Raw genomic sequence first — 23,779 nt, 5'->3', positions numbered from 1 at the left:
TGACTCTCCGTTACCTTGCGGAATGGATGAGGGGGATCCGCAATGAATCATGCGCGTGGGATCGTGTCCCGCAGGTTGTTCGTCAGCGGCATGTTCGCCGCTCTGGGCGCTGCTCCTGTGGCCGCCGCCGGAGCGTCCGCGAGCGGGGTCGCCGCCGTGGCGTCCGGCGGCGGGTTGCTGCGGGCCCGGCCCGCCACCGTGTTCCTCGGCGGGCGCGCCAGGTCCACCTGGGCCTACGACGGAGTGGTGCCCGGCCCCACCATCCGAGTCACAGCCGGCGGCACCGTACGGGCCAGGCTCGTCAACGACCTGCCCGCGCCGACCACCGTGCACTGGCACGGCATCCGGATCGCCGCGGACATGGACGGCGCCCCCGGCTTCTCACAGCGGGCGACCCGGCCCGGCGAGTCGTTCGACTACGTGTTCACCGTCCCCGACGCCGGCACGTACTTCTATCACTCGCATGTGGGCATGCAGAGCGACCGCGGCCTGTACGGCGCGCTCATCGTGACGGACCCGCACGAGCCGCTCGGGTACGACCAGGAGTTCACGGTCGTGCTCGACGACTGGCTGGACGGCGTCAAGGGCACCCCCGACGACGCACGGCGGCGGATGAACACCACCCCGCACGATGAGAGCCTCACCAGCCCGGCCCTCGGCGGCACCTCAGGCCACGTGCGCTACCCGTACTACCTGGTCAACGGCCACACCGCGGACGAGCCCACGACGTTCGTCAGCCGTCCCGGCACACGGGCCAGGTTCCGGGTGATCAACGCGAGCGCCGACACCGCCTTCCGGGTCGCGCTCGGCGGGCACCGGATGACCGTCACTCACACCGACGGGTTCCCCTGCGATCCCGTCACCGTGGACACGTTCGTGATCGGCATGGGCGAGCGCTACGACTTCGTCGCCACACTGGACGCGGGCGCGTTCCCGCTGATGGCGATGGCGGAGGGCAAGGGCGGGAGGGCGTTCGCGGTGGTGCGGACCACGCCTGGCGCCCGCAGGCCGTCACCGAAAGGCAAGGTGCCGGAGCTGCAGCGGCGGATGCTGAAATATCAGGACCTGCAGGCGCAACGCGCCGACCAACTCGGCCCTCCGTCCCGGACCGTCACCGTCACACTCGGCCTGCGCATGCGCCGCGGCGGCAACGAGTGGATGATGAACGGTCGCCTCGCCAATGATCCGATGCGCCTGCGGGTCGACAGGGGAGAGACGATCAGGATCATCCTGCACAACGACACGCACATGTGGCATCCCATGCATCTGCACGGCCACACCTTTCAGGTCCGGGCGAGTGACCGGGGCGGGCCGAGGAAGGACACCGTGAACGTCATGCCGCGCAAGCGCGTGAACATCGACGTGCACGCGGACAACCCCGGCGAGTGGATGTTCCACTGCCACAACCTCTACCACCAGGAGCAGGGCATGATGGGCGTCCTCGGCTACGGCAAGGCCCCGAGGCGCACACACGGCATGGGCCACTGAGCCCGCAGTCGCTACCTGAGCACCACGGTGCGTTTGGACGCCCCGGGATAGACGATGACGAGGAACGCCTGCCTGGCGTCTCCGTCGTCGGCCAGGGCCGCTTTCGCCCCCCGCATATGCACCCGCACCCGGTAGCGGCCGGCGTCGTGGATCGCGAGATCGGGTAGTCCCTCCTCCACCTCACCCTCTTCGTCGAGGAACACCATTTCTCCATCGGTGCTCTTGTATCCGACCTCGACGACCTTCTCCCAGCCTTCGACCTCCACCGGAGGGCGTTTCTCGTACGCCTCGACGGCGACGCAGACGTGCGTGTCGGTGTCGGCGGTGAGAATGGTGAGATCACCGGGTGCGGCGCCGACCACCTTGTTGGCCAACGCCCGGTCCAAAGAGGACAGATCGTCGGTGTCCGATCCTTCCTCCAGGACATCGAACATGCCCGACGCCCCCACCCATACTGTGGCTCCGCCCCGCAGCGAGGGGCGCGTCGGCGGCCGGCGGTCGAGGAGAGAGGCGCACCGCCGCTCGGCGGTCGCGATGACGTTGAGTTCCCGCTTCCGCTGCGCCTCCTCCTCGGCGAACCGGCGCCGGTTGAGTGCTGGACACAGGTATCCGAGCGCCGTGGTGTTCTCCTCCGTGTTGACCACGAAACCGCGGGTCTCCATGACGGTCTGTATCTCCCGCGAGTCGTTACGCAACGACACCTCGCACAGGCCCCGGCCGAGCTTGACCAGATGCACGTCAGGTATGTGGGCGTAGCGGCCGTTGAAGGTCAGGTGCTGCCTGTTCGCGCAGACGAACGCGGTCTCCCGCTCCCCGGGGGTGGGCTGCTTGTTCAGGTACACCGACATCCTCCACGGCGCGCACTCCTTCGACGCGGCCGAGGTGACCTTCTCCGGCCCCTCGTCCTTGGCGGTCGTGGCGAGGAGGAGCACCGTGACCACGACCGCTGCCACCGCACGGACGGCGCGGTACGCCCGGGTCGCGGCGGGAGCGGCTTCCGGGCGTGGCAGCGATGATCGAGGTGATGTGGGCACGCGTGATTCCGATCGGGGAGAAGGAAGGCTGTTCCTCCCTATCTGATCTTGCACACCGGTGTCCAGGAGAACATCTGCCTTCTCCTCGTACGCGCTGACGGTGGCTGAGGTGGGCCGGCTCTTCCCGTCACCGTCGCCCAGGACAAGCCGAGCAGGCCACGGGCCGGAGACCCCTCACCGCGATTCCGACTGGCCATCGCTTTTCTTCGTCCCCAAGATCCAGCGTGACCCGGCGAGTATTCCGGCCACAGCACGAGCGATACAGGTGTTCAGCCGGCGATGTGCAGGCGCGGGCCGCCCCGGCGCGTTCACGGTCGGTCAGACCCGATGGAGTCGGCACATTCGTACAAGTCCTGCCTGGATCCGATCGGCATCCTTGGGGAAACGAGGTTCCGAGGAGAGGGTCGCGATGCTCAATCTGTCGATCATTCTGGAAGACAGCGCCCGCAATGCTCCAGACCGCACCGCACTGGTCTTAGGTGACCTGCGCCTGCCGTACTCGATGGTCGACACCGTGGCCAACCAGGTGGCCAACCTGCTGGTGTCGCGCGGGATCGGCAAGGGGGACAAGGTCGCGCTCGCCTGCCCCAACCTCCCCTACTTCCCGTTCGTCTACTTCGGCATCCTGAAGGCCGGCGCAACCGTGGTTCCGCTCAACGTGCTGCTGCAGTCGCGGGAGATCGTCTACCACCTCGACGACAGTGACGCCAAGGCGCTGTTCTGCTTCGAGGGTTCCGCCGAGCTGCCGATGGGCGCGCGCGGGCGGGAGGCGTTCGACGCCGTCGAGGGTTGTGAGCACTTCGTCGTCCTGCCTGCCACGCCGCTGGCCACCGAGTCGGAGCACGGTGAGTCGTTCTGGGCGGCACTGGAGGGTATGTCCGGGGAGTTCGAGACGGTGCAGACCGAGCCGGGCGACACAGCGGCCATCCTCTACACCTCCGGCACCACCGGTCAGCCCAAGGGCGCCGTGCTCACCCACATGAACATGCTGACCAACGCCATCGTCAGCGACCAGATGTTCCCCACCGACCCCGACGGCGACGTCTCATTCGCCGTGCTGCCGCTCTTTCACTCCTTCGGCCAGACCTCGGTCATGAACGTGAGCGTGCGGCGCCGCGCCACCCTCGTGCTCCAGCCGCGCTTCGAGCCCGACGAAGCACTGGAGCTCATGCGCAGGGAGAAGGTCACCATGTTCGCCGGGGTGCCGACGATGTTCTGGGCGCTGCTGTCGAAGATCCACACCGACGGTGCCGAGGCGCCCTCGACGCTGCGGGTGGCGGTGGCGGGCGGGGCCTCCTGCCCGGTCGAGGTGCTCAAGGACTTCGAGGCCACCTTCGGCATCCCGATCCTGGAGGGTTACGGGCTGTCGGAGACCTCTCCGGCGGCCAGCTTCAACCAGCTCGGGCGGCCCACCAAGCCCGGGACCATCGGGTTCCCGATCTGGGGCGTGGAGATGCGGCTGGTGGACGACGACTGGAGCACCATCGAGGGCGAGGGCCCCGGCGAGATCGCCATCCGCGGGCACAACGTCATGAAGGGCTATTACGGGCGGCCCGAGGCCACCGAGGAGGTCCTGCGGGACGGCTGGTTCCGTACTGGCGACATCGCCACCCGCGACGACGACGGCTACTACGCCATCATCGACCGCACGAAGGACATGATCATACGGGGCGGCTTCAACGTCTACCCGCGCGAGGTGGAGGAGGTGCTGATGATGCATCCGGCGGCCTCGCTGGTGGCGGTGGTCGGCGTGCCCCACGACACGCACGGCGAGGAGGTCAAGGCCTACGTCATCCCGTCGCCCGGCGCGACGGCGAGCGAGGACGAGCTCATCGCCTGGTGCAAGGAGAACATGGCTGCGTACAAGTACCCGCGGATCATCGAGTTCCGCGACTCGCTGCCGATGACGGCGACCGGCAAGATCCTCAAGCGCGAGCTGCGGTAGCCGTACTCACCCATCAGGCTTGGGCGCCTTACGCGGTTCACGGCAACCAGTCGATCGCGGCGGCGAGCTCGGAGGGCGCATTCCCGAAGGTGTCCCGGAAGACCCGGGTGAAGTGTGGGCTGTCGGTGAACCCGGCGCTGTGAGCGGCCACCGTCAACATCTCCCCTGCGGCTACGAGGCCAATGGCACGCTGCAGGCGTAGCCACCGTACGTACGGCCGCAGAGGGATCCCTACGTGCGCGCTGAACAGGTGCGCCAGCCGACTTGGCGACAGGTGGACCGCGTCCGCCACCGTACGCAGTCGTACCGGTCCTCGTCCCAGGAGTGAGGGGATCACGGTGATCGCCGCCTCCACCGCCGGGTGGATCGGAACGCTGTCGGCGGCGCTGTGGCCGGCCCACGCCTCGACAACTCGCAGCGCGGTCGTCGCTTCGGCCGAGCGCGCATGACCGATCGGCGGCTCGATGAACATGAGCGGCCGTAATCCCTTGTTGCGCCTCGGTCTCGGGCTCGTGTGAGCAGGGTCGGTGACCGCATGAGCTGAGGAGCCGTCGACGGGTGGATCTCTGTTCTCCGTGACGGATGGCGACCAAGTCGAAGCCTCGAACCCCGTACCGAAGCGCGCGAGCAGGGACCGGCCCGGCGAACTGCGAGGATCCAGGTGAGCGAGCAGGGCCTCACGAGCTCCGGTAAGTATCGCGTGGCGGGTGTCGGGCGGAATGACGGCGATCTTCGTGGTCAGCCGCTCGCCGTGGGCGTCGGCCATGGTGAAGGGCTCGGCGGAGACAATCAGCTGAACCGCATGGTGGGCGTGCAGGTTATTCCTACCGACCGTCCCGCCGTACAGCATGAGACCGGGTCGAAGGACACACCAGCCGCGCCAAGGATGTGACATCACACCCTCCGGCGCCCGTCGGCGTGGCTGCCGGGCCGGTGCCGATACCGCGAACGCTGAAGCCCGGACGCGTGAGACAACTCCCTGATCGCCAGCTGCGCCGCTTTACAGTAGGCGCTTAACGAGGCTCCCAACGGCTGAACCACCGCTCCTCCTCCGGCCAGAGGCCCGCAGTGCACTCTGACGCTGCTGAAAGCGTATCTGGTCATGGGTAGCTCGGTTTCTTCCGCTGTCCATCGCCTTCCGCGGCCGCACGAGGCGATGGCCCAGGTGCGTACGGGACGCCAGGGTCCACGACGCTCGTCACACCGGTCAAGGCAGGAGATCCAACTACGGATCCGCCTCTTGCCCCTGGCGAGGATGACGGCATCGGAGGCTCCCAGCCACGCAGGTTTCCTGCCATCGGGCACGCCACGGGCGCGGCGACGAGCTGTTGGCGGCTTTACCGCTCCCTGTCGCCTTTCAGCCGGCAGCAGCCGAACCCACGCTGTCAGCTTGGGAATTGCGATGGTCGCGGGTCAGCCACCTGAGGTGCCCGGATCTCTGTCCTACGGTGTGCGGTCACCGTATTTGTCGATGATCGAGCTGAGAGTGTGGGGGACTGACGACACCGGAGTGCTACACCCACGTGGCGACTCTCCAGATGAGGGACGCCAGCGACCGCATGGACGCGGCCCTGTGGGGCTCTGCCTGAGGGGCAACTGCAACCCTGACGTCTCAGGAACGACAAAGGCCCTCGACCCGACGAACGGGCGAGGGCCTTTCACCTGCGGAGGATCGGGGATTTGAACCCCGGAGGGTGTTGCCACCAAACCGCATTAGCAGCTCGGATCTCGACCGTCCCGGTCGGTTCCACCTGGACCAACACGTTCGCCCATGTCGGAGCCTCCAGCACTGCTATCCGGTTGCTCAGCCACCTGGCCACCTCGGCGGGATACAGCTCGGGCACGAAGAGCCAATGGCGGCCGATGAGAAAGGGATGCTGTTGCAGCTGATCGGCGAGGGCCGATGGGGTGCAGACGGTGAGCTGAAACCGTTTCTCGCCCGGCTGGCTACGTCGGTCTCACCTGACACCGGATGTCGGTCTCGTTCGACACCAGCATCGATGGGGGCGTGCCGGGTGTCGATGTGCGTCGACACCGGGGGTAACGCGGAAATACCAGTCCTGGCTTATATAAGTCCGACCTGGTATGCTTCTGGTTCGTGCACGCGTTCGACATTCTCGGCGACCCGGTGCGCCGGCGCATTCTGGAGCTGCTCGCCGAGGGTGAGCAGACCTCTGGGGCGATCACGGACGTGATCCGGGCTGAGTTCGCACTGTCCCAGCCGGCTGTTTCCCAGCATCTTCGCGTTCTGCGTGAGAACGGGTTCGCGTCGGTCCGGGCCGAGGGGGCTCGCCGGTTCTATGCCGTCGACCCGACGTCGCTAAGCGAGGTTGACGTGTGGTTGGACCGGTTTCGCGGGTTCTGGGATCAACGGCTCGATGCCCTGGGCACTGAGTTGGCCCGAGGCAGGCGTGCATCCCGGTCCCGGGCTGGCCAGCAGCCCGACACGGCACCGACGTTGGCAAGGCCGATCCGCCAGTGAAAGGAACATGACATGAAGGACGTGCTGGACGAACTGGCCGCTGCGCGCCGGACGATGGGAACAGCGACCCTGCCCGCCGGCGACGCGTACACGATGGAGTTGCGGCGTCGCTACGACGCGCCGGTTGACGACGTGTGGAACGCCATCACCGACCCTGAGCGGCTGGGCCGTTGGCTGAAGTCGGTCACCGGAGACCTGCGGCTCGGCGGGTCGTTCGAGTTGGACGGCGGTGAGCACGGGGAGATCCTCCGGTGCGAGCCGCCGCGTCTGCTGCGGGTGTCCTGGCTCTTCGGGCCGGACGCCGACGAGTGGCCGGGCACGAGCGAGGTCGAGGTGCGCCTGTCCCCGGGCCCTGCCGGGGACACCGAGCTTGAACTGGTCCATGCAGCGGCCGTCGGGGAGCCCATGTTCCCCGACCTACGGCCCCGCGGTGTGGGCTGGGACCTGCATCTCCTCACCCTGGCCCGGTTCCTGGCAGACGGCGAGACCCTCGATCACGAGGAGTTCCAGACCTCGCCCACGGGGCGCGAGTTCGTGCGGCGCAGCGCTGCGGCATGGGGCGAAGCTCACCTGGCCGCCGGTGGCGATCCGGATCACGTGGCGGCCGCCGTCAAGGCCACCACCGCGTTCTACGCCCCCGGAGGGAACGCTTGATGAAGTACACCACCTCGATCGAGATCGCCCTGCCGCGGGAGAAGGTGCTCCAGATGCTCGCGGACCCGGCGCACATGCCGAAGTGGCTGCGGGGCCTGGTACTGCACGAGCCGGTGGACGGAGCGCACGGCCGGCTCGGCACCACCTCGCGAGTCGTGTTTCAAATGGGGAAGCAGAGGATGGAGGCCACCGAGACCATCACGCGCCTGGAACCTGAAGACCTGCACGCCATCCCCAGTTCTGTCGTCGTGCACTACGACCGCGAGATCGCCGGCGAGGGCATGTGGCAGGCCCAGCGCGACCGGCTGATCGCAGCCGGTCCGGACACCACGCTGTGGGAGAGCGAGAGCGAATTCCGGTTCGACGGATTGCTGGTGCGGCTGGTGGGGCTTGTCATGCCTGGCTCTTTCCGCAAGCAGTCGCAGCAGCACATGGAGGACTTCAAGGCGTTCGCCGAGCACGGGACGGACGTCCGCCAAGGGACGAACTGATCTGCCACTGAGTTGGGTCTGAGCATCATGGCTCGCGCACCCACCTCACGCGTCGACCTGTACGCCGCGATCCGACGCGACGCCAAGGCGGGGTTGTCCAAGCGCGCTCTGCAGCGCAAGCACGGTGTCGGGTACCGCACCGTCGCTGCCGCGTTGGAGTCGGCGTGGCCCAAACAGCCGAAGCCACCACCGAAGAGAGGGTCCCGGCTTAGAGGCCCTAACAGAATGATCTCTGTTGTGCTTTGATCTCTCGCTGTAGCGATGGCGAGAGGAGCGGGTATGGCGCGGCTGAAGCCGTGGGAGGTCAGTGATGAGCTTTGGGCGGTGATCGAGCCATTGGTGCCCAAGCATGAGCGTCGATTCCGGCATCCGGGACGCAAACGACTCGACGATCGGCTGGCGTTGCAGGGCATCTTGTTCGTCCTGCACACCGGGATCGCCTGGGAGCACCTCCCGCAGGAGCTGGGCTACGGCTCGGGTATGACCTGCTGGCGACGGCTGGCCGAGTGGAACAAGGCCGGTGTCTGGCAGCGCCTGCACGAGGTGCTGCTGGACCGCTTACGCGCTGCGGACGCCCTCGACCTCTCCCGCGCCGCGGTGGACTCCTCCCACATCAGAGCGCTAAAAGGGGGGCACAGACCGGGCCGTCCCCCGTCGATCGAGGACGGGCCGGCAGCAAGCACCACCTGATCACCGACGCCACCGGCATCCCGCTCGCCGTGATCCTCACCGGCGGCAACCGCAACGATGTCACCCAGCTCCTGCCGCTGCTGCACGCCATCCCCAAGATCCGCGGCAAGCGCGGCCGACCCCGCCAACGTCCCGATGCCGTCCTGGCCGATCGAGGCTACGACCACGACAAGTACCGCCGCCAGGTCCGTGAGCTGCAGATCCGTCCACTGATCGCCCGCCGCGGCACCGAACATGGCTCCGGCCTGGGCAAACAACGCTACGTCGTCGAGCAGACCTTCGCCCTGCTGCACGCCTTCCGTCGCCTGCGCATCCGCTGGGAGATCCGCGCCGACATTCACCAAGCCTTCCTCAGCCTGGCCTGCGCACTCATCTGCTGGCGACGACTCAGCTCATTGCGTTAGGACCTCTTAAGCGGCTTGCCTCCGCTCTCTGGGGCAATCCCCAGTAATGTGACTGGAAAAGATCACCTGGGATGGTGTTCCCGGGGCCAGCGATCAGCCAGCCCCGCTGGTTAGCCGACGGAGGGAATGCCTACCTTGGCCGCGAACTCGGCGGTGAAGACGACCATGACATCGTCGGTACCCAGGTGGTAGACCTCGGTCGGCGGCCATTCCGCCGGGCTCCCAGCGGCTATCCACACAGCCTTCTCCCGCGAGCACAACCTGATCGCGTCCGGAGGCAACCTTCAGGGGCTTGGGACCAGACGATATCGACGTAGGTGAGCTTCCTGTCGACCAGGCTCGACCAGCGTGGGTGATCGGTCACGTCCACCGCCGCCGACCCGCCTGGCTCCCCGATCATCCGCAGGCGAGCGGTCAGCGGCTCAGGGAAGACTTCAAGCCCGTAATGGTCGAAGGGCGTGGCTCTGCTCTAGGTACTGCGATCTTTGGCTTTGACCTGGGAGTTCGCTGATCCTGCGACTGGAGTGCGGGGTTCCTACCGTCGAGGCAGGAGGTCGCGATGGGGTCGCTGCTGGGTCGCTGGGAGGGCCGCGAGGCCGCCGCGCGGGAACGTGCAGAGCGGTTGCGGGTCGAGATAGCCCGGCTTGGGCGAGGACGCCGGGAATGACAGTGAGGATGAGCATGCCGTGATCGCGCGGGCCTTGCATCCACGACCGAGCAGTCTACGGTTTGTGGATGCCTGATCTGCAGGCTGCGGCGAGAGCATGAGGAGGGTGGCGGGCTTGGATTGGGCGGCGTTCGAGGACGAACTGGTGGCAGGCGTCGTCGTGAAGGTGGCTGAGCGCGCCTCTGCGGGTGACCGGCTGTATGCGGCTGGGCTGGCCGAGATCTATGCCGAAACCGATGGTGTGATCCGGCTGCCGATGCTGGGCGCCGTCTCTGAGGAGGAGGTGGCCGGGGATGAAGATCTGCTCTGGAGCGTGCCTGATTGGGACACCCAGTGGTTTGAATGGTTGCCGGAAGGCCGCTGGAGGCAGTGGGAGCAGACGCTGACCGACGAGGCCGGTCGAAGCTCGACACGGCATTGGGAACGGACCTTCGCCAGGTACCTGACGGTCCTCACTCGGGTGTGCAAACGCGCCCGCAAACAGTTGCTCGCAGCTGGTGCGACCGAGCGGCAGTTCGTGGTGGTGCTACTGACCGACGACGATGAGGAGGAACAGCTCCTGCGCCGCATCCTGGGCGAGCGCGAGCTGCAGCGTCTATTTCCCGGCTACGACCAGGCGGCAGCCGTGACCGCCGAACTGGAGGCTAAGGAACCAGCGGACCGTGCCGTCCACTACGCCCGAGCGCTCAGCGTTGGGGGCGGGCTAATTGGTCCGGAGAATGCAGAGAGGAGGCTGCGCGACCTCGGCCCTGTCGCGCTCCCGGTTCTGACCGACCTGTTGATCCAAGGCCCGGACCGGTGGAAGGCAGCGAAGCTGCTCGCTGACATCGGCTACGCCTCCGACGAGGTGATCGAGGCGCTTACCCACGCTCTGAGGCGCACCACTGGCGCAGACCAGAACTGGGTCGCGGCTGCCCTGTCGTGCCTAGACCGGCTGGACATCGTACTGGTCGCCCCCGACCTTCCCAGCGAGGTAGTGGTCACCGCAGTGTCAGCGCCGTATTCGTCATTTCGCGATCATGCGACATCGCCACCTCTCCTCGACTACAGCCCGCTGGAGAGGTTCCTGACGGACCACGCAGAGCTGAGTGAAGCCGTTTCCGAGCGGCTGAGCCCGGGATCGAGCTATTGCACGATCCGGGCCGAGGAAGTCGGGACCGCGATCGACGCTCTGCGCTCGCCACACCCTGTGGTCCGTCGCCATTCCGTCTGTGTCCTCGGTGAACGCGCTCTCGGCGCCGTTGTAGGTCGGCAGGTCATCCCTTGTCTCACCGCGGTCGTCGTCAACGATCCCGACTCTGCTACTCGCCGTCTTGCAATCTTGTCCCTGCAGTGGTGGAAACACGATGCCCGGCACTGCGCCGAGACAGGCCGCCAGGCGCTCCACGATTCAGATCCCAACGTACGCGCCACCGCGCAACGCTGGCTGGACGAACTGAGCCAATGAGCTGCGGCGGCGGCAATGAACTCGTCGGCGGACAGGTTCACCGACAGCTCCGAGCGCGAGCCGTTGCAACTAGCGCTGCAACTATGACTGCCTCAAAGATCGAAAGGCCCTCTCCCCGAATCCGGGGCGAGGGCCTTCAACCTGCGGAGGATCGGGGATTTGAACCCCGGATGGGCGTGAACCCAAACCGCATTAGCAGTGCGGCGCCATAGACCTGACTAGGCGAATCCTCCTGGTAGCCACGCGGCTCAGGACAGCGTACCGGCCTTCTGGCGAGGCAGCAAAGCGGTTCGCCGACGCGTCTGCGCCAACATCTGTCCACAGCCTGTGCATAACCGGCTGTGGACAAAGCCCGCTCCTGCTGGGAGCGGGCTTGAGCCTGTGGATAACCACCTTAGGCAGGGTTCGCCTCGCCCTCGATCTCAATCTTGATCTTCTTGCCCACCAGGACGCCGCCGGTCTCCAGGGCCTGGTTCCAGGTGAGGCCGAAGTCCTCGCGGTCGATCTCGGTGGTGATCGAGAAGCCCCAGACGACGCCGCCCCACGGGTTGGTGCCGACGCCGCCGTGCTCGACCTTGAGCTCGACTTCCTTGGTGGTCTCGCGGATCGTCAGGTCGCCGACGACGGTGAACTCGTCGCCCGACTGGCCGGTGACGCGGCCGTTCCTGAAGGTGATCTCCGGGAACTTCTCCGCGGACAGGAAGTCGTCGCTGCGCAGGTGGCCGTCACGGTCGGGGGCCTGCGTGTTGATGCTCTCAGTCTTGATGGTGAGCTCGGCCGTCGACTCCAGCGGGTTCTCGGCGACCGTGACGGAGCCGGAGAAGTCCGTGAAGTCGCCGCGCACCTTGCTGACCATCATGTGCTTGACCGTGAAACCGACCCGGGTGTGGGCGACGTCGATCGTGTACGTGCCCGCAGCGGGGATGGTCAGACCGTTCCAGGTGGTGGTGCTCATAGTGGGGTCCTCCGAGGATGAAGCTTGCTGTGCGGACGATTGCTACAACGAATGTCTACACGAGGAATATTCCGCGCGTCAACTAACGTCGGCTACAGTATGAACGTGACGCAAATTGACGACCCCCGGCTGACGGCCATGGGCTTGCTGGCGGAGGTGCATGCAGGCATGACGGCCCGGATGCAGCCCGTTTTCGGCGCGGCCGGACTGTCAGAGATCGATTTCGAGACGTTGATCAGGCTCGGGCGCTCGCCACAGCAGCGGCTCCGGATGACCGATCTCGCGGCCCAGACCGGCCTGTCCACCAGTGGCGTGACGCGCGTCGTCGACCGCTTGGAACGTGACGGTCTGGTCCGCAGGCAGGCCTGTGCCACCGACCGGCGGGCCTCCTACGCCACCCTCACCGACGCCGGGCGTGACAAGCTCCAGGAGGTGCTGCCACGACACCTCGCGGACATAGACGAGATTCTGACCGGGATGCTCGACTCGGCAGAGCTGGAGTCGTTCCTCACCACCCTGCGCAAGATCAGGGATGTCGTACGGCCCTGCGCTACGGCGGGGGCGGCCGACGAGGAATCCCCAGTTCGGACCTGAGCTTGGCCATCGCCCGCGACACCGTGCTCTTCACCGTGCCGACGCTGATCCCCAGGGTGTGCGCGATCTCCGGCTCGGTCATGTCCTCGTAGTACCGCAGCACGATCGCGGCCCGCATCCGCTCGGGCAGCCGCTGCAGCGCCAGTTCGAGCCGTTCCTGCATGTCGCAGCGCGTGTCGAAGGGGGTTTCCACCACTCCGACGACCTCGGGCAGCTCGTCGGAGGGATACTCCTCCAGCTTGCGCCGGCGCCACTGGGAGATGTTGATGTTGACCATCGCCCGCCGCACATAGCCGTCGAGCGCGCCCCGGTCCTGAATGCGGTCCCACGCCAGATATGTACGGGTGAGCGCGTTCTGCAGCAGATCCTCCGCATCCAGCGGATGGCCGGTGAGCTGGTGGGCGGCACGCAGCAGTGCGGGCCCGCGCGCCTGGACGTACGCGCGGAACTCCTCGTCGAAGCCGGTGGTCTGCATCGTGGCCAGAATCGCAGCCTGATGCCCTGTTCTGACTGAACCGCAATTCAGGATTCGGCCCGCCGACGATAAAGGTAGGTCAAGGTTGGTGGCGGTTTGTACGACGCCGGATGTCATCTCCTTCCCTGGGGATGCGTATTTTGCTCTCTTCTGCGCCGTACGGCGCGAGCCCTCGCGGAGTCGTGTGACCCTAGTACCCGGGACGAGGGAGGGGCCGATGATTCATCCGAGCATTGAGCGCCGCCGGGTGCTCGCGGCGGCGGTGCTGGGCCGGGAGACGGGCGCCCCGGATTCGGGGCCCGAGGACGGCGAGCCGCTGCACGCGGTCACGGGCGAGATCCGTGACATCAGCCCCCATTTGATCGTTGTCGAGACCGCCGAGGGCGGCGAGGAGCGGTTGATCATCGCGCCGTGGGCGACCGCCTGGCACGGCGGCGACACCCCGCCGGGCGACCTCCCCGTGGGGGCCCGGGTGACGATGCGCGCCCTGCGCGACGGCCGGGTGGTGGAGCGGATCTGGGCCGACACCATCCGGTTGACCGGGACCATCGAGTCGATCGAGGGCCGCAAGGACATCACGGTCCAGCTCGACTGCGGCCCGCATCGCGGCCGGCGGACGGCCGTCATCCCCTACCGCGCCAGCGGTCGCCTGCGGGTGCGCCATCCGCAGTTCGAGCCGGGCTACCTCTTCGACGCGATCGGCATCCGGAAGGACGGCGCGTCCCTGGCGCTGCTTCCCGCCACCTCACAGCCGGCCCATCCCGCGCCCCCGCCCCCCTACACCGGGGCACAATCACACATCTCCGGCACCGTCACCTGGTCCGACATCTTCGACGCCGAGGAGCGGGGCGCCGCCTACCCGATGGTGGAGCCCTCCGACGCCGCCTGCCCCGATGCCGGCATGTCGTGCGCGGGCCTGCCGTATCTTGCCATCGGGTCGCTGATTCACGTACGAAATGTGTGCGCGAGCCGGTCGGCGAGCATGTCGATCGTGGCGTGCGGCTGTGTGGCGGGCCGCTTCTGCGACCGGTGCGTGGAGTGCGGCACCTCGCCGCGCGGCCGGATCGCGGAGCTCGCCCCCGCCTCCTTCGTGGAGCTGGGCGGCGAGCTGATCGACGGATGTTTCAACGCGCAGATCGGATGGGGGTGACGCACATGCTGGCATCGCAACTGCCGGTCCTGATCGTCCTGCTGTGCCTGGGGACGGTGGCCAAGATCAGTGTCGTACGGTCAGGCGCGGAGGCCGGGGCGCTGGCCCAGTTGGGCCCGGCGATCCTGGTGCCCGATCGCTTCCGGTCGGCGGCACTGCTGTGCTGCGCGGTGGTCGAGGTGGTGCTCGCAGCCGGACTGTTGATAACCGCCTACCCGATCTTCAGGTGGGCCACGGTCGGATTCTTCGCCATGTCCACGTACGTACTCCTCGAACTGCGCAGGCGGCGGCCCGATGCCGGCTGTGGGTGCTTCGGCGAGGTCAGCTCGGCGCCGGTCGGGCGCCGGTCGATAGGCCGGACCGTCGCGCTGACCGGTATGGCGGGGATGTCGGTGTGGGCCGAGGGGCCGGGCTGGCTGGCCTTCGCGCACCCGTCCTGGGAGTACGTGCTCGTCGGGGTGGCCGTGCTCGCGCTGCTGTCGCCGGAGATCGAGACACTGGCCGAACGCGCCCGCTATCGAGCCCCCTGCGAGCGGAGCCGCGGCCCCGCCGAGAACGTCACGCTGACGCGGCTCAGGTCGAGCGAAGCCTGGCAGGCTCACGAGTCGCACCTGACCACGGCCGAGCCGTACGACAGCTGGCGCGAGCTGTGCTGGCGCTTCTTCGCCTTCCGCAACCACGACGAGCACGATGTGGTCTTCGCCGTCTCGCTGGCCGGGCGTCGGCCGACGGTGCGGGTCGCGGTGGTCGGCTCGGAGGACAGCAAGCCTCTGCCGGTGTATAAGCCCGTATCGGTGTGACGCTAGACAGGGCTAGATTTCCCTCGACGGGCATGACGATATAGCTCTATTGGGCTATCTAGCTTCCCCACTAGACAGCCCAATAGAGGTCTAGGGGTGCCGCTCAGACGGGCTGGGCACGCAGGAACCTCCCGAAGTGCGGCACGGTGAACGCGATCAGGCCGCGCTCGGCACTGTAGATCAGCCCCTTCTTGATGAGGCTGTCGCGGGCGGGGGACAGGCTGGACGGCTTGCGCCCCAGGGCCTCGGCCACCTCGGCGGTGGGGACCGGCTCGTCGCCGATCTCCGCCATGGCGTGCATGTAGTCGCGCTCGGCGGGGGTGGCGCGCTCGTAGCGGCTGCCGAAGAAGCCCACGGCGAGCTCCTCCTCGGCCTCAGGGGCCGACACCTTGACGTCGTCGAGGGTGATCGGGGTGCGCGGCGCCAGATCCCAGGCGACCTTGCCATAGGCCTGGACGAAGTAGGGATAGCCGTCGGCGGCGTCGTAAAGGGCGTCGAGCGCCTCCTGGGTGAACTCGACCTCCTCCTCGCGCGCCGGCAGGATCAGCGCCAGATCGGCCGCCTCGCGGTCGAGCTTGTCGATGCGCGCGTAGCGGAAGAGCCGCTCGGAATAGCTCTTGCTGGCCGACAGCACGCTCGGCAGGTGCGGCAGCCCGGCCCCGACCACGATCAGCGGGCCGCCCGACTGTGACAGCTCGTGGCAGGCGGCGCAGAGCGCGGAGATGTCGGCGGCCTGCACGTCCTGCATCTCGTCGATGAACAGGGCGATGCCGACGCCGAGATCGGTCGCCACGCCCGAGGCGTCGACGAACAGCTCGGTGAGGTCGATCTCCAGGTCGCCGGAGTCGGCCCGGCCCCGGCTGGCGGGCACCTCGATCCCGGGGGACCAGTGTGAGGTGCCCTTGGCCGCGGCCGGATCGCGCATGGCGAACGCCTTGAGCACGCCGAGGAACTCCTCGATGCGCTCCGGCGCGCGATGCCGGGGGGCCAGCTCGCGGATCGCCATGTGCAGGGCGGCGGCGACGGGACGGCGGATCGACTGGTCGGGCCGGGCCTCGATCTTGCCCGTGCCCCACAGCCGCTGGATCGCCATGGACTTGAAGGTGTTGAGCAGGACGGTCTTGCCGACGCCGCGCAGGCCGGTGACGACCATGCTCCGCTCGGGACGGCCGCGGGCCACCCGCTCCAGCACGACCTCGAACTGCTGCAGCTCGCGGTCGCGCCCGGCGAGCTCCGGCGGACGCTGACCGGCTCCGGGGGCATAGGGGTTGCGCACAGGGTCCACGCTCTCGGACTCTATTGCCGGATATAGCGGCCGTCTTAGATTTGGGAAGAAAGTGCTACGGCGTGTCCGGGCAGGGGCGAGCGCGAGCACCGTCATCGGACACACCCCCTCTCACCTGGCCGAACCCTTGTTCGATTCGAGTACCTAAGACTGTAGCGCCCACTCGAACACCTGCGCGATGTTTTCGAGTAAAGAAGTTTGCAACGCGGAGCCTCGTTCAAGCGTCTGGGTGGTGTGGAGTTCGAGGATTTCGTCCGCGCCAGGGGGCCTGCCCTGCTCAGGTACGGCTACGTGCTCTCCGGCAACCCCGATGACGCCGCCGACCTGGTGCAGGAGGCGTTGCTCAAGCTGAGCGACACCTGGAGGCGGGTGCGGAACAAGGACAATCCCGAGGCGTACGTACGCACGATCATGGCTCGCCAGCACATCAGCTGGTGGCGCAGGAGGCGCCGGGAGCACCTCACGGACGACGTGCCCGAGGGCTCCTACACCGACCGCCACGCGACCGGCGAGCTCTGGAAAGAGCTGGCCACGCTGCCGAGGAAACAGCGCACCGTGCTGGTGCTGCGCTACTTCGAAGACCTGCCGGACCAGGAGATCGCCGACATCCTCGGCATCTCTTGCGGAACAGTGCGAAGCCAGGCCTTCCGCGCGCTCCAAACGTTGCGGGTCAGGCCTGAGATGCTCGAAAGGGGACGGGCATGAGGACCGAGGACGACCTGGTCGCCGCGCTGCGTGAAGGGGCGGACGATGCGCCGATGCCCGATCTGATCGCGGGTGTGGAACGGCTCAAGCGGCGGCGCGGCAGGAGACGTACCCAACTTCTCGCCGCGGCGGCGGTGATCACGGTGGCGAGCACGAGCATGGCGGTCGCCCTCAGGGGTGGACAGGTCGCTCCCGTGCAGCCCGCCGTGACCACGTCCGCGAGCGTCGTGTCGCCGTCCGCCGCCGCCACGTCGGCCCCGCCACAGGTGGAGGTGCCGACGGTCCGCGCCGCCGACATCTGGCCCGACGCGCTGTTCACGATGCCGGCGAAGAACGCCGATGGCTGGCGCTACCGGCCGATCACCGCGCTCAGCGCCACCGAGGTGCTGCTCAGCGCGGAGTCGTCGTTCGAACGAGCAGGGCGATTCGAGATTTACGACAGTAGTTCCGGCAAAGCCAGAGTAGTAACGGAAGTGCCGAAAAATCCGGACCTGAGGGGGTACATCACGCAGACGGCGACCGTCGACGGACGGAACATGGTCTGGTTCTCCTTCGGCCGACAGGCGGACGGGACGCCGGTGCGCGACATCTGGACGGCGCCGCTGGCAGGCGGGCAGGCCAGACTCGTCACCACCCGCACCGGCCCCGACGCGTCCATCGACGCGATCGCGGTCAACGGCGACAGGGTCGTCTGGTCACTGGTGCAGGGTGGGGTCTGGGAGGTGCCCCTGGCGGGAGGAACCCCGAGCCGGTTGCCGGGCGGCGACGGACTGCACCTGATCAGATGGCCGTGGGCGGGCGACGCGGGGACCGGCCCGGGTGCCCAGAAACGCGTCCAGACCAAGGTCGTGGACCTGACGAACGGCTACGTCTCCGAAGTGGTCGCCCAGGAAGGGGTGACGGATCTGCGGTGCGCTCCGTTCTGGTGTTTCGGCCGCAGCACGAACGGCGGGTTCGTGCAGCGCATCGACGGGACGGACCCCCTGGAATCACGAAAGATCTCCCATGGAGGAGCCCTGCGGCCGTATCCCATCCTCGACCGCTTCCTGTGGATGGGCAGCAGCGTGTACGACATGCAGGCCGGCCGACTGGCGACCATCGACAACCCCGGCAACTGGTACGGCGCCGGGACGTCCTCCGAACCCAGCACGATCCTCTACTGGGGGGCCAGCAAGGGGGACAAGCCGGACAAATTCCGGGTGCTGAACTTGGCAGCCGTGCCGCCCGCGCAATAACGTTCGACCTCATGCGGACCTTCGCGAACGTACAAGAACTCAAGGCGAGCGTCGGCGAGAAGTTCGGCCCGACCGAGTGGCGCACGATCACCCAGGAGCAGGTCAACCTCTTCGCCGACGCCACCGACGACCACCAGTGGATCCACGTCGACGTGGAGCGCGCGAAGGAGGGGCCGTTCGGTGGCACGATCGCGCACGGTTATCTGAGCCTGTCGCTGCTTCCGGCGTTCATGTTCGAGCTCATCACGGTCGAGGGCATCGCGATGGGCGTCAACTTCGGCCTGAACAAGGTCCGCTTCCCCCGGCCGGTGCCGGTCGGCGCGCGCGTCAGGGCCATCGCGGAGCTGTCCGACGTCAAGGGCACCCCCGCCGGCTACCTGTCCAACCTGAAGATGACGATCGAGATCGAGGGCGAGCGGCGTCCCGCCTGCGTCGCCGAGACGCTCAGCCTGTACGTTCCCGCCCAGTAACTCCTTTTTCGCTTCTCGTGCAACACAGGCGCGTCCTCGACGGTCCCTGGGTTCGTGGACCCAACTGAGTTCGACGAGTTCATCCGGACCCGGGGTGACGCGCTTCTCCGGTACGGCTACGTGCTGGCGGGTAACTCCGAGGATGCGGCCGATCTCGTCCAGGAGGCGCTGGCCCGCCTCGGAGACGCCTGGCCCCGCGTACGCAAGAAGGACAGCCCCGAGGGCTACGTGCGCACCATCATGGTCAGGCTGCACATCAACGCGTGGCGACGGCGGCACCGGGAGGACCTGGTGGCCGCCGTGCCCGAGAGCGGCCGGTTCGACGACTACGGCGACGCCGACCTCTGGGCCGAGCTCCAGGAACTGCCGCGCAGGATGCGGGCCGTGCTCGTGCTGCGCTACTACGAGGACCTTCCCGATGCGGAGATCGCCCGGATTCTCGGCGTCTCGCGCGGAACCGTACGCAGTCAGGCGGCCCGTGCCCTGGACAAGCTCCGGATCAAGCGAGTGCTGCAGGAGGCGCGATGAGAAGCGAAGAAGACCTGGTCAGGACCCTGCGCGCCGCCGCCGACCAGGCGGCGCGGCCGCCGGCGGCGCCCGGCTCGCTGGCGCACGCGGTCGCCGCGCGCCGCCGCGCCCGGCGGTTCCGGCAGCGGGCGCAGGTGGCGCTGGCCGCCGCCGCGGTGGTGATCGTGGCGGGAGGCACGGCGACCGTCCTGTCCGGCGGGGGCGGGCAGGTGCAGCCGGCCGTCACAGTGGACGAGCCAACGGTGAAGAAGGTGTTTCCGCAGGTGAAGCCTGCGGGTGAGGTGTGGCCCGGGGCCGTCGTCAAGATGCCTGCCAAGGCCGCTGATGGTTGGAAATATCGCCCGGTGACCGGCATCAGCCCGACCGAGGTGCTGGTGACCGCCGAGTCGTCCTTCGAGAAGGCGGGACGCCTGGAGGTGTACGACACCTCGGCCGGGACCGCGCGGGTGGTGGGTGAGATGCCCGCGCCCGAAGGGGTGAAGGGCTACTTCTCCCAGGCTGTCGAAGTGGGGGAGAAGTACTACGCCTGGTATGGCGAAACACCGAACAACAGTGATAAATGGGCAGATTTCTGGATCATGCCAAGAGAGGGCGGTAAGGCACGGCAGGTAGGCGAGGTCACCGGCGACCTGTCCCGAGTGGAGCGGATCGGCGTCACCGACGATCACCTCGTCTGGTCCGTGCACCAGGGCGGCGTCTACCGCATCCCGCTGACCGGCGGCGCTCCCGAGAAGATCGCCGACGACCTCCACCTGACTTCCTGGCCCCTGGCAGCTGGCTACGCGCCCGGCGAGCGGGGGAAGAAGAACCAGAACCGCGTCGTCAACCTGGAGACCGGCCAGTCGACGGCCATCGAGGCACCGCCCGGCGCCACGAACCTGACCTGCGCCATCGAATGGTGCTTCGGCGTGCAACGCGACCGCACCGTCAGGCAGCGGATCGACGGGTCCGGCCGCGAACCGCTCCCCGACGGCCTTGGTCCCTACCGCGAAGTCCTCGGCGGTCGGTTCCCGCTCCTCTCGCCCCCCGGCGGTGACCCGGCCAAGCAGTACATCCCGGTCAAGACGGTGTACGACCCCACGACCGGCCTGTTCGGCGGTGCCCACAGGCGTTCGCCGGAGGGCGGCAGCTACGGCTTCGGCACCTCCTCCTCGCCCACCACGATCATGTACTGGGACGAGGACAAGAAGCAGCGTCGGGTATGCCGGACAACCTCCCCCTCGGGGGCTACGTCCTGCGAGACCAAGGAGAGCGGTGGCGGTAAGGAGTTCACGGTGCTGAACACGCTGGCCATCAGATCAGGGAGCTGACGATCGCGGCCGCCGCCACCAGCGCGAGCAGCCCCAGATAGCCCAGCACGAGCCGGGTGTCCCGCAGCACGCACTTGCTCCGGGTCAACCCGGCTCGCCGCGCCTTCCAGTAACCGGCGAACCCCAGTCCCGCGAACCCCAGCAACGCCCACGGCCCCAGCAGCCAAGCCAGCAGCGCGATCGTCGCGTACACGCACAACCGGAGCGGATCGTACGGCTCCGCCTTCTGCTCGGTGGTCACGTGATCACCTCCAGCGGAAGCCGTACCCTCGGCTCGGACGCCACCGCGGACAGCCGCTGGGCCGACAGTTGCGGCCACGCCTGCACCGCGCAGAACGGCGCGCACTGATCCTGGGCGGCCCGCGTGCCGACGTGCACGCAGCACTGCGTGAGCCGCTCCTCGATCATCGTCGAGATGTCCATGAACGGCTTGACCGTGATCCGCACCACCCGCTCGCCCAGCATCCTGCGCAACTTCTTGCGCCTGCCGGGCAGCGCCGACGAGGCCAGCGTGAGCAGCGTGGACACGCCGAGGTCGCAGTTCTCGCAGATGTTTCGCCACAGGTCGCCCATCTGCGGGTGCGACAGCGACGACTGCTCCGACAGCAGTCCGAGCAGCGACTCCTGTACGGCCAGCCGCAGCTCGCGGGGGATCTCGGTGTCGGCGATCCGGTTGGAGACCAGGCCCAGGTTCTCCTTGAGCCGGTCGTGGCCGATCAGCGCGACCAGCGAGCGCCACTGCCGGGAGTCGTCGCGGATGAGGTAGCCGACCGAGCAGCAGTGGGGGTGCGAGCACGGCAACGCCGTCAGGTCGCGCCAGGTCACCAGGCCGCCGGTCTGCGGGCCGAGCCGCTTGAGCACGCCGGTGTGCGTGAGCCGGTCCATCGGGTCGATCGCGCCGGACCTGCCCGAGCCGAACTGCGGCTGCAACGACACCCCGCCGACGAACGGTGTGTCGAGCGCGAGCCGTACGACGTCACCGATCTCGTCGTCGTTCACACCCAGCGCGGCGGTCATCACCAGCGTGGTGAAGATCTCCCGCTCCGACAGCCGTTGTACGGCCTGCGCCTTGAGTTTGCGCAGGTCACCGCCCCGGTGGTGCCGGGAGGACTCGGCCGAGGAGCCGTCGTACTGCAGATAGACCTCGACCCGCTCGCGGTGCTCGGTAAGCAGGTCGAGCAGGGAGTCGTCCCTGGCGATCAGGACCCCGTTGGTATTGATCAGGATGCGGGTGACGGGACGCTCGTGCAGCTCGGCGAGGAGCGTCTTCAGCTCGGGATGCAGGGTCGGCTCGCCGCCGCTCAGCATCAGCACGTCGAGCCGGCCGTTCTCCCTGACGAGCCGCTGGTCGATGTTGGCGAGCACCTCGCGGACCGGGACGACTCCGCTCAGGTCGGGCGAGCTGCCGGCGAAGCAGGTGGGGCAGCGCAGGTTGCACGCCTCGGCGATGTCCTCCAGGAGAATGCAGGTGTGCTGGGTCTGCATCTCGGGCAGCCCGTCCAGATAGGCGGCCGGAACCGGCGCGAAATTCCCCGAAATATCCGGCAGGTGCTCCTTGGTGGGAGCGGTCCATTCTTCGAGGTACGCGAGGATCTCCGAATCCTCGTCGTAGAGCGTGCGCACCAGCCCGTGCTTCCTGCACCCGCGCTCCAGCCACACCTTGCCGTCCCTGGCCGCCAGATAGCCGCTCAGCCGCTCCACCTGGTCCAGGTCCTGGCCATGGCAGTGGGGGCAGAACGCGTTGACGTATCTGAGAATGCGGTCACCCCGCAGTCCCATCCCTGAGCTCATGTCATGACCTTTCGCCGGAAAAGTGGATCGTAGTGGCCGCGCCGCCAGCCGTACGCCACCCGCAGCCCGAGCAGCAGCAGGCCCGGAACGAGGAAGCACTGCGGTCCGGTGAGCTCCAGCCACAGAATCTCGTTCGCCCGGGTGAACTCCACGAGGAACCGGAAGGTGGCATATCCCGCCAGATAGAGCGTGAACAACTCACCCGGCTCGGTAAGCCGCTTACGCGCCCAGATCAGGGCGGCGAACGCCGCGAGATGGAAGACGATCTCGTAGATGAACGACGGGTGCATCGCCTGCCCGGCCAGACAGCCGGGACACTCCGGCGTCGACGCGGGCGCGTGCACGCCCCATGGCAGGTCCGTGGGCCGTCCAGGCGCTTCGGTCAGATGGCAGCCGATCCGGCCCACCGCCATGCCGAGCGCCACCGCCGGAGCGAACAGGTCGCCGGTGCGCTCCCGGTAGCCGATGATCCGCTTGGCGATCAGGACTCCGACGTACGCGCCGGTCAGGCCGCCGAGGATGCTGCGTGAGCCGTACATCCACAGGTCCGCGAGGTTCAGCGTCTCCAGCCAGCCCGCCAGTCGCATGCCGATCGCACCGCCGACCAGCGCTCCCGTGACGGCGACCAGCGACTGCTCGTTCAGCGCACCCCGGCGGCGGGCCTCGCGGACGAAGACCACGGAGGCCACCAGCACTCCCAGGCCGACGAAGATCTCGTGAAGAGGCAGCATGGTCAGCCGTACAGGCCCGGATTGATGCCCGTACAGAAGCCGGCCGTGGTGATCGACCACAGCGCCCAGCCGATCATGAGCCCGAGCCCCATTCCGGTGGCCCACGGTTTACGGACGAACAGCAGCCCGACACCGGCGACCAGGCCGACGAGCACCAGGACCACGGCTCCGACGACGAGAAAGGCGGTGGTGCCACCGGTGCCGCTCGTGTTGGACTGGCTCAGGGCGGCGAAGAAGATGAAGAACCCGAGCACGGTGTTCACGGCGCTGTAGACGCCGACACCGGCGAAGACCATCGCGACGGTGACGCCGATGGAGTTGTCGGCGGGTGGGGGCGGAGGTGGCGGCATCCACTGCGGCCCCCCTTGTGGCCCCGGCCCGTACGGGGGAGGCCCGTAGGGCGGCGGCCCTTGACCGGGCGCCCCATGCCAGGCAGGACCTTGCGCGA

25 protein-coding genes, 1 tRNA gene and 1 pseudogene are annotated in these 23,779 nt (G+C 67.7%); 16 read left to right on the top strand and 11 right to left on the bottom strand.

Features of this window, described 5'->3' with window-relative positions; all coding sequences use genetic code 11:
- Nucleotides 1-42 precede the first annotated feature (42 nt).
- Nucleotides 43-1,488, top strand: coding sequence for a multicopper oxidase family protein (locus ACTMTF_RS46255; RefSeq protein WP_441116451.1), 1,446 nt, complete (start codon nucleotides 43-45; stop codon nucleotides 1,486-1,488).
- Between the two features lie 11 nt (nucleotides 1,489-1,499).
- On the opposite strand, the gene ACTMTF_RS46250 is transcribed toward ACTMTF_RS46255, so the two are convergent.
- Complete coding sequence (locus ACTMTF_RS46250; RefSeq protein ID WP_441116450.1) at nucleotides 1,500-2,441, bottom strand: hypothetical protein; 942 nt, start codon at nucleotides 2,439-2,441, stop codon at nucleotides 1,500-1,502.
- 490 nt (nucleotides 2,442-2,931) lie between these two features.
- Here ACTMTF_RS46250 and ACTMTF_RS46245 point away from each other — a divergent pair, with 490 nt between their 5' ends.
- The gene (locus tag ACTMTF_RS46245) at nucleotides 2,932-4,467 is read left to right on the top strand and encodes a long-chain-fatty-acid--CoA ligase (protein WP_441116449.1); all 1,536 of its coding nucleotides are present in this window, start codon (nucleotides 2,932-2,934) and stop codon (nucleotides 4,465-4,467) included.
- Between the two features lie 37 nt (nucleotides 4,468-4,504).
- Here the strand turns inward: ACTMTF_RS46245 and ACTMTF_RS46240 are convergent, their stop codons facing one another.
- Complete coding sequence (locus ACTMTF_RS46240; protein ID WP_441116448.1) at nucleotides 4,505-4,939, bottom strand: helix-turn-helix transcriptional regulator; 435 nt, start codon at nucleotides 4,937-4,939, stop codon at nucleotides 4,505-4,507.
- Between the two features lie 189 nt (nucleotides 4,940-5,128).
- On the opposite strand from ACTMTF_RS46240, the gene ACTMTF_RS46235 reads away from it, so the two are divergent.
- Nucleotides 5,129-5,359 carry a hypothetical protein gene (locus tag ACTMTF_RS46235; protein ID WP_397017840.1) on the top strand — a complete coding sequence of 77 codons (231 nt, stop codon included), beginning with the start codon at nucleotides 5,129-5,131 and terminating at the stop codon, nucleotides 5,357-5,359.
- A 766-nt stretch (nucleotides 5,360-6,125) separates the two neighbouring features.
- Here ACTMTF_RS46235 and ACTMTF_RS46230 read toward each other — a convergent pair.
- Nucleotides 6,126-6,404: pseudogene (locus tag ACTMTF_RS46230) on the bottom strand (Imm8 family immunity protein); the annotation flags it as partial.
- 161 nt (nucleotides 6,405-6,565) lie between these two features.
- Here ACTMTF_RS46230 and ACTMTF_RS46225 point away from each other — a divergent pair.
- The 5 genes from ACTMTF_RS46225 to ACTMTF_RS46205 all read left to right on the top strand — a co-directional run bounded on the left by ACTMTF_RS46225 (nucleotide 6,566) and on the right by ACTMTF_RS46205 (nucleotide 11,302).
- Entirely contained in the window at nucleotides 6,566-6,949 is a 384-nt protein-coding gene (locus ACTMTF_RS46225; protein ID WP_441116447.1) for an ArsR/SmtB family transcription factor, read from the top strand.
- A gap of 12 nt (nucleotides 6,950-6,961) precedes the next feature.
- Nucleotides 6,962-7,603 carry an SRPBCC family protein gene (locus ACTMTF_RS46220; RefSeq protein WP_441116446.1) on the top strand — a complete coding sequence of 214 codons (642 nt, stop codon included), beginning with the start codon at nucleotides 6,962-6,964 and terminating at the stop codon, nucleotides 7,601-7,603.
- Complete coding sequence (locus ACTMTF_RS46215) at nucleotides 7,603-8,094, top strand: SRPBCC family protein (RefSeq protein ID WP_441116445.1); 492 nt, start codon at nucleotides 7,603-7,605, stop codon at nucleotides 8,092-8,094. Before ACTMTF_RS46220 ends, ACTMTF_RS46215 begins: the two co-directional genes overlap by 1 nt.
- A 279-nt stretch (nucleotides 8,095-8,373) precedes the next feature.
- A protein-coding gene (locus tag ACTMTF_RS46210; protein WP_441116444.1) for an IS5 family transposase occupies nucleotides 8,374-9,188 on the top strand; the annotation gives its coding sequence in 2 pieces (ribosomal slippage) (nucleotides 8,374-8,728 and nucleotides 8,728-9,188; 816 coding nt in all).
- Between the two features lie 773 nt (nucleotides 9,189-9,961).
- Nucleotides 9,962-11,302 (top strand): DUF4303 domain-containing protein, encoded by a 1,341-nt coding sequence (locus ACTMTF_RS46205; protein ID WP_441116443.1) that lies wholly within the window; start codon nucleotides 9,962-9,964, stop codon nucleotides 11,300-11,302.
- A gap of 144 nt (nucleotides 11,303-11,446) precedes the next feature.
- On the opposite strand, the gene ACTMTF_RS46200 is transcribed toward ACTMTF_RS46205, so the two are convergent.
- Nucleotides 11,447-11,535: transfer RNA gene (locus ACTMTF_RS46200), tRNA-Ser, on the bottom strand.
- Nucleotides 11,536-11,696: 161 nt separating this feature from the next.
- Nucleotides 11,697-12,257 carry a YceI family protein gene (locus ACTMTF_RS46195; protein ID WP_397006770.1) on the bottom strand — a complete coding sequence of 187 codons (561 nt, stop codon included), beginning with the start codon at nucleotides 12,255-12,257 and terminating at the stop codon, nucleotides 11,697-11,699.
- Nucleotides 12,258-12,356: 99 nt separating this feature from the next.
- Between ACTMTF_RS46195 and ACTMTF_RS46190 the strand changes: the two genes are divergently transcribed.
- A complete protein-coding gene (locus ACTMTF_RS46190) occupies nucleotides 12,357-12,851 on the top strand; it encodes a MarR family winged helix-turn-helix transcriptional regulator (RefSeq protein WP_441116442.1) in 495 nt (164 codons plus the stop codon).
- On the opposite strand, the gene ACTMTF_RS46185 is transcribed toward ACTMTF_RS46190, so the two are convergent.
- Nucleotides 12,808-13,326: a SigE family RNA polymerase sigma factor gene (locus tag ACTMTF_RS46185; protein ID WP_397006766.1), complete on the bottom strand. Its 519-nt coding sequence runs from the start codon at nucleotides 13,324-13,326 to the stop codon at nucleotides 12,808-12,810. The genes ACTMTF_RS46190 and ACTMTF_RS46185 overlap by 44 nt on opposite strands.
- Before the next feature lie 217 nt (nucleotides 13,327-13,543).
- Between ACTMTF_RS46185 and ACTMTF_RS46180 the strand changes: the two genes are divergently transcribed.
- Together ACTMTF_RS46180 and ACTMTF_RS46175 are read left to right on the top strand one after the other, a co-directional pair.
- Entirely contained in the window at nucleotides 13,544-14,476 is a 933-nt protein-coding gene (locus ACTMTF_RS46180; RefSeq protein WP_441116441.1) for a hypothetical protein, read from the top strand.
- A gap of 5 nt (nucleotides 14,477-14,481) precedes the next feature.
- Nucleotides 14,482-15,276, top strand: a complete 795-nt coding sequence (locus ACTMTF_RS46175; RefSeq protein WP_441116440.1) for a MauE/DoxX family redox-associated membrane protein — start codon at nucleotides 14,482-14,484, stop codon at nucleotides 15,274-15,276.
- A gap of 103 nt (nucleotides 15,277-15,379) precedes the next feature.
- On the opposite strand, the gene ACTMTF_RS46170 is transcribed toward ACTMTF_RS46175, so the two are convergent.
- Nucleotides 15,380-16,561 carry an AAA family ATPase gene (locus tag ACTMTF_RS46170; protein WP_441116439.1) on the bottom strand — a complete coding sequence of 394 codons (1,182 nt, stop codon included), beginning with the start codon at nucleotides 16,559-16,561 and terminating at the stop codon, nucleotides 15,380-15,382.
- A 234-nt stretch (nucleotides 16,562-16,795) separates the two neighbouring features.
- On the opposite strand from ACTMTF_RS46170, the gene ACTMTF_RS46165 reads away from it, so the two are divergent.
- Genes ACTMTF_RS46165 through ACTMTF_RS46145 form a run of 5 tightly spaced genes read left to right on the top strand, consistent with a single transcriptional unit; the run spans nucleotide 16,796 to nucleotide 20,809 of the window.
- Nucleotides 16,796-17,266: a SigE family RNA polymerase sigma factor gene (locus ACTMTF_RS46165; RefSeq protein ID WP_441116438.1), complete on the top strand. Its 471-nt coding sequence runs from the start codon at nucleotides 16,796-16,798 to the stop codon at nucleotides 17,264-17,266.
- Nucleotides 17,263-18,501, top strand: coding sequence for a TolB family protein (locus ACTMTF_RS46160; RefSeq protein ID WP_441116437.1), 1,239 nt, complete (start codon nucleotides 17,263-17,265; stop codon nucleotides 18,499-18,501). Before ACTMTF_RS46165 ends, ACTMTF_RS46160 begins: the two co-directional genes overlap by 4 nt.
- An 11-nt stretch (nucleotides 18,502-18,512) precedes the next feature.
- Nucleotides 18,513-18,971 (top strand): MaoC family dehydratase, encoded by a 459-nt coding sequence (locus ACTMTF_RS46155; protein WP_441116436.1) that lies wholly within the window; start codon nucleotides 18,513-18,515, stop codon nucleotides 18,969-18,971.
- Between the two features lie 54 nt (nucleotides 18,972-19,025).
- Nucleotides 19,026-19,499 (top strand): SigE family RNA polymerase sigma factor, encoded by a 474-nt coding sequence (locus ACTMTF_RS46150; RefSeq protein WP_441116435.1) that lies wholly within the window; start codon nucleotides 19,026-19,028, stop codon nucleotides 19,497-19,499.
- Nucleotides 19,496-20,809: a hypothetical protein gene (locus ACTMTF_RS46145; protein WP_441116434.1), complete on the top strand. Its 1,314-nt coding sequence runs from the start codon at nucleotides 19,496-19,498 to the stop codon at nucleotides 20,807-20,809. The genes ACTMTF_RS46150 and ACTMTF_RS46145 overlap by 4 nt, the downstream gene beginning before the upstream one ends.
- On the opposite strand, the gene ACTMTF_RS46140 is transcribed toward ACTMTF_RS46145, so the two are convergent.
- From ACTMTF_RS46140 to ACTMTF_RS46125, 4 genes are read right to left on the bottom strand one after another with little or no spacing between them, the layout of a single operon-like run.
- Complete coding sequence (locus tag ACTMTF_RS46140) at nucleotides 20,793-21,050, bottom strand: hypothetical protein (protein ID WP_441116433.1); 258 nt, start codon at nucleotides 21,048-21,050, stop codon at nucleotides 20,793-20,795. The two genes, ACTMTF_RS46145 and ACTMTF_RS46140, sit on opposite strands and share 17 nt — an antisense overlap.
- Nucleotides 21,047-22,600: a radical SAM protein gene (locus ACTMTF_RS46135; protein ID WP_441116432.1), complete on the bottom strand. Its 1,554-nt coding sequence runs from the start codon at nucleotides 22,598-22,600 to the stop codon at nucleotides 21,047-21,049. Before ACTMTF_RS46135 ends, ACTMTF_RS46140 begins: the two co-directional genes overlap by 4 nt.
- Nucleotides 22,597-23,331, bottom strand: coding sequence for a prolipoprotein diacylglyceryl transferase (locus ACTMTF_RS46130; protein ID WP_441116431.1), 735 nt, complete (start codon nucleotides 23,329-23,331; stop codon nucleotides 22,597-22,599). Before ACTMTF_RS46130 ends, ACTMTF_RS46135 begins: the two co-directional genes overlap by 4 nt.
- Nucleotides 23,332-23,333: 2 nt before the next feature.
- Nucleotides 23,334-23,681, bottom strand: a complete 348-nt coding sequence (locus tag ACTMTF_RS46125) for a hypothetical protein (protein ID WP_441116430.1) — start codon at nucleotides 23,679-23,681, stop codon at nucleotides 23,334-23,336.
- Between the last annotated feature and the right edge of the window lie 98 nt (nucleotides 23,682-23,779).

Source organism: Nonomuraea sp. ZG12 (assembly GCF_052068115.1).
Lineage (GTDB): Bacteria > Actinomycetota > Actinomycetes > Streptosporangiales > Streptosporangiaceae > Nonomuraea.
The sequence above is the reverse complement of the archived record's forward strand: the minus strand, read 5'-3'. Positions and strand labels throughout refer to the sequence as shown.

Coding starts and splice junctions, on each gene's coding strand:
- ACTMTF_RS46240 (WP_441116448.1), bottom strand. CDS start 4,939: ATGTTCATCGAGCCGCCGATCGGTCATGCGCGCTCGGCCGAAGCGACG.
- ACTMTF_RS46220 (WP_441116446.1), top strand. CDS start 6,962: ATGAAGGACGTGCTGGACGAACTGGCCGCTGCGCGCCGGACGATGGGA.
- ACTMTF_RS46145 (WP_441116434.1), top strand. CDS start 19,496: ATGAGAAGCGAAGAAGACCTGGTCAGGACCCTGCGCGCCGCCGCCGAC.
- ACTMTF_RS46175 (WP_441116440.1), top strand. CDS start 14,482: ATGCTGGCATCGCAACTGCCGGTCCTGATCGTCCTGCTGTGCCTGGGG.
- ACTMTF_RS46185 (WP_397006766.1), bottom strand. CDS start 13,326: ATGCAGACCACCGGCTTCGACGAGGAGTTCCGCGCGTACGTCCAGGCG.
- ACTMTF_RS46245 (WP_441116449.1), top strand. CDS start 2,932: ATGCTCAATCTGTCGATCATTCTGGAAGACAGCGCCCGCAATGCTCCA.
- ACTMTF_RS46160 (WP_441116437.1), top strand. CDS start 17,263: ATGAGGACCGAGGACGACCTGGTCGCCGCGCTGCGTGAAGGGGCGGAC.
- ACTMTF_RS46190 (WP_441116442.1), top strand. CDS start 12,357: ATGAACGTGACGCAAATTGACGACCCCCGGCTGACGGCCATGGGCTTG.
- ACTMTF_RS46155 (WP_441116436.1), top strand. CDS start 18,513: ATGCGGACCTTCGCGAACGTACAAGAACTCAAGGCGAGCGTCGGCGAG.
- ACTMTF_RS46135 (WP_441116432.1), bottom strand. CDS start 22,600: ATGAGCTCAGGGATGGGACTGCGGGGTGACCGCATTCTCAGATACGTC.
- ACTMTF_RS46130 (WP_441116431.1), bottom strand. CDS start 23,331: ATGCTGCCTCTTCACGAGATCTTCGTCGGCCTGGGAGTGCTGGTGGCC.
- ACTMTF_RS46215 (WP_441116445.1), top strand. CDS start 7,603: ATGAAGTACACCACCTCGATCGAGATCGCCCTGCCGCGGGAGAAGGTG.
- ACTMTF_RS46255 (WP_441116451.1), top strand. CDS start 43: ATGAATCATGCGCGTGGGATCGTGTCCCGCAGGTTGTTCGTCAGCGGC.
- ACTMTF_RS46125 (WP_441116430.1), bottom strand. CDS start 23,681: ATGCCGCCACCTCCGCCCCCACCCGCCGACAACTCCATCGGCGTCACC.
- ACTMTF_RS46195 (WP_397006770.1), bottom strand. CDS start 12,257: ATGAGCACCACCACCTGGAACGGTCTGACCATCCCCGCTGCGGGCACG.
- ACTMTF_RS46180 (WP_441116441.1), top strand. CDS start 13,544: ATGATTCATCCGAGCATTGAGCGCCGCCGGGTGCTCGCGGCGGCGGTG.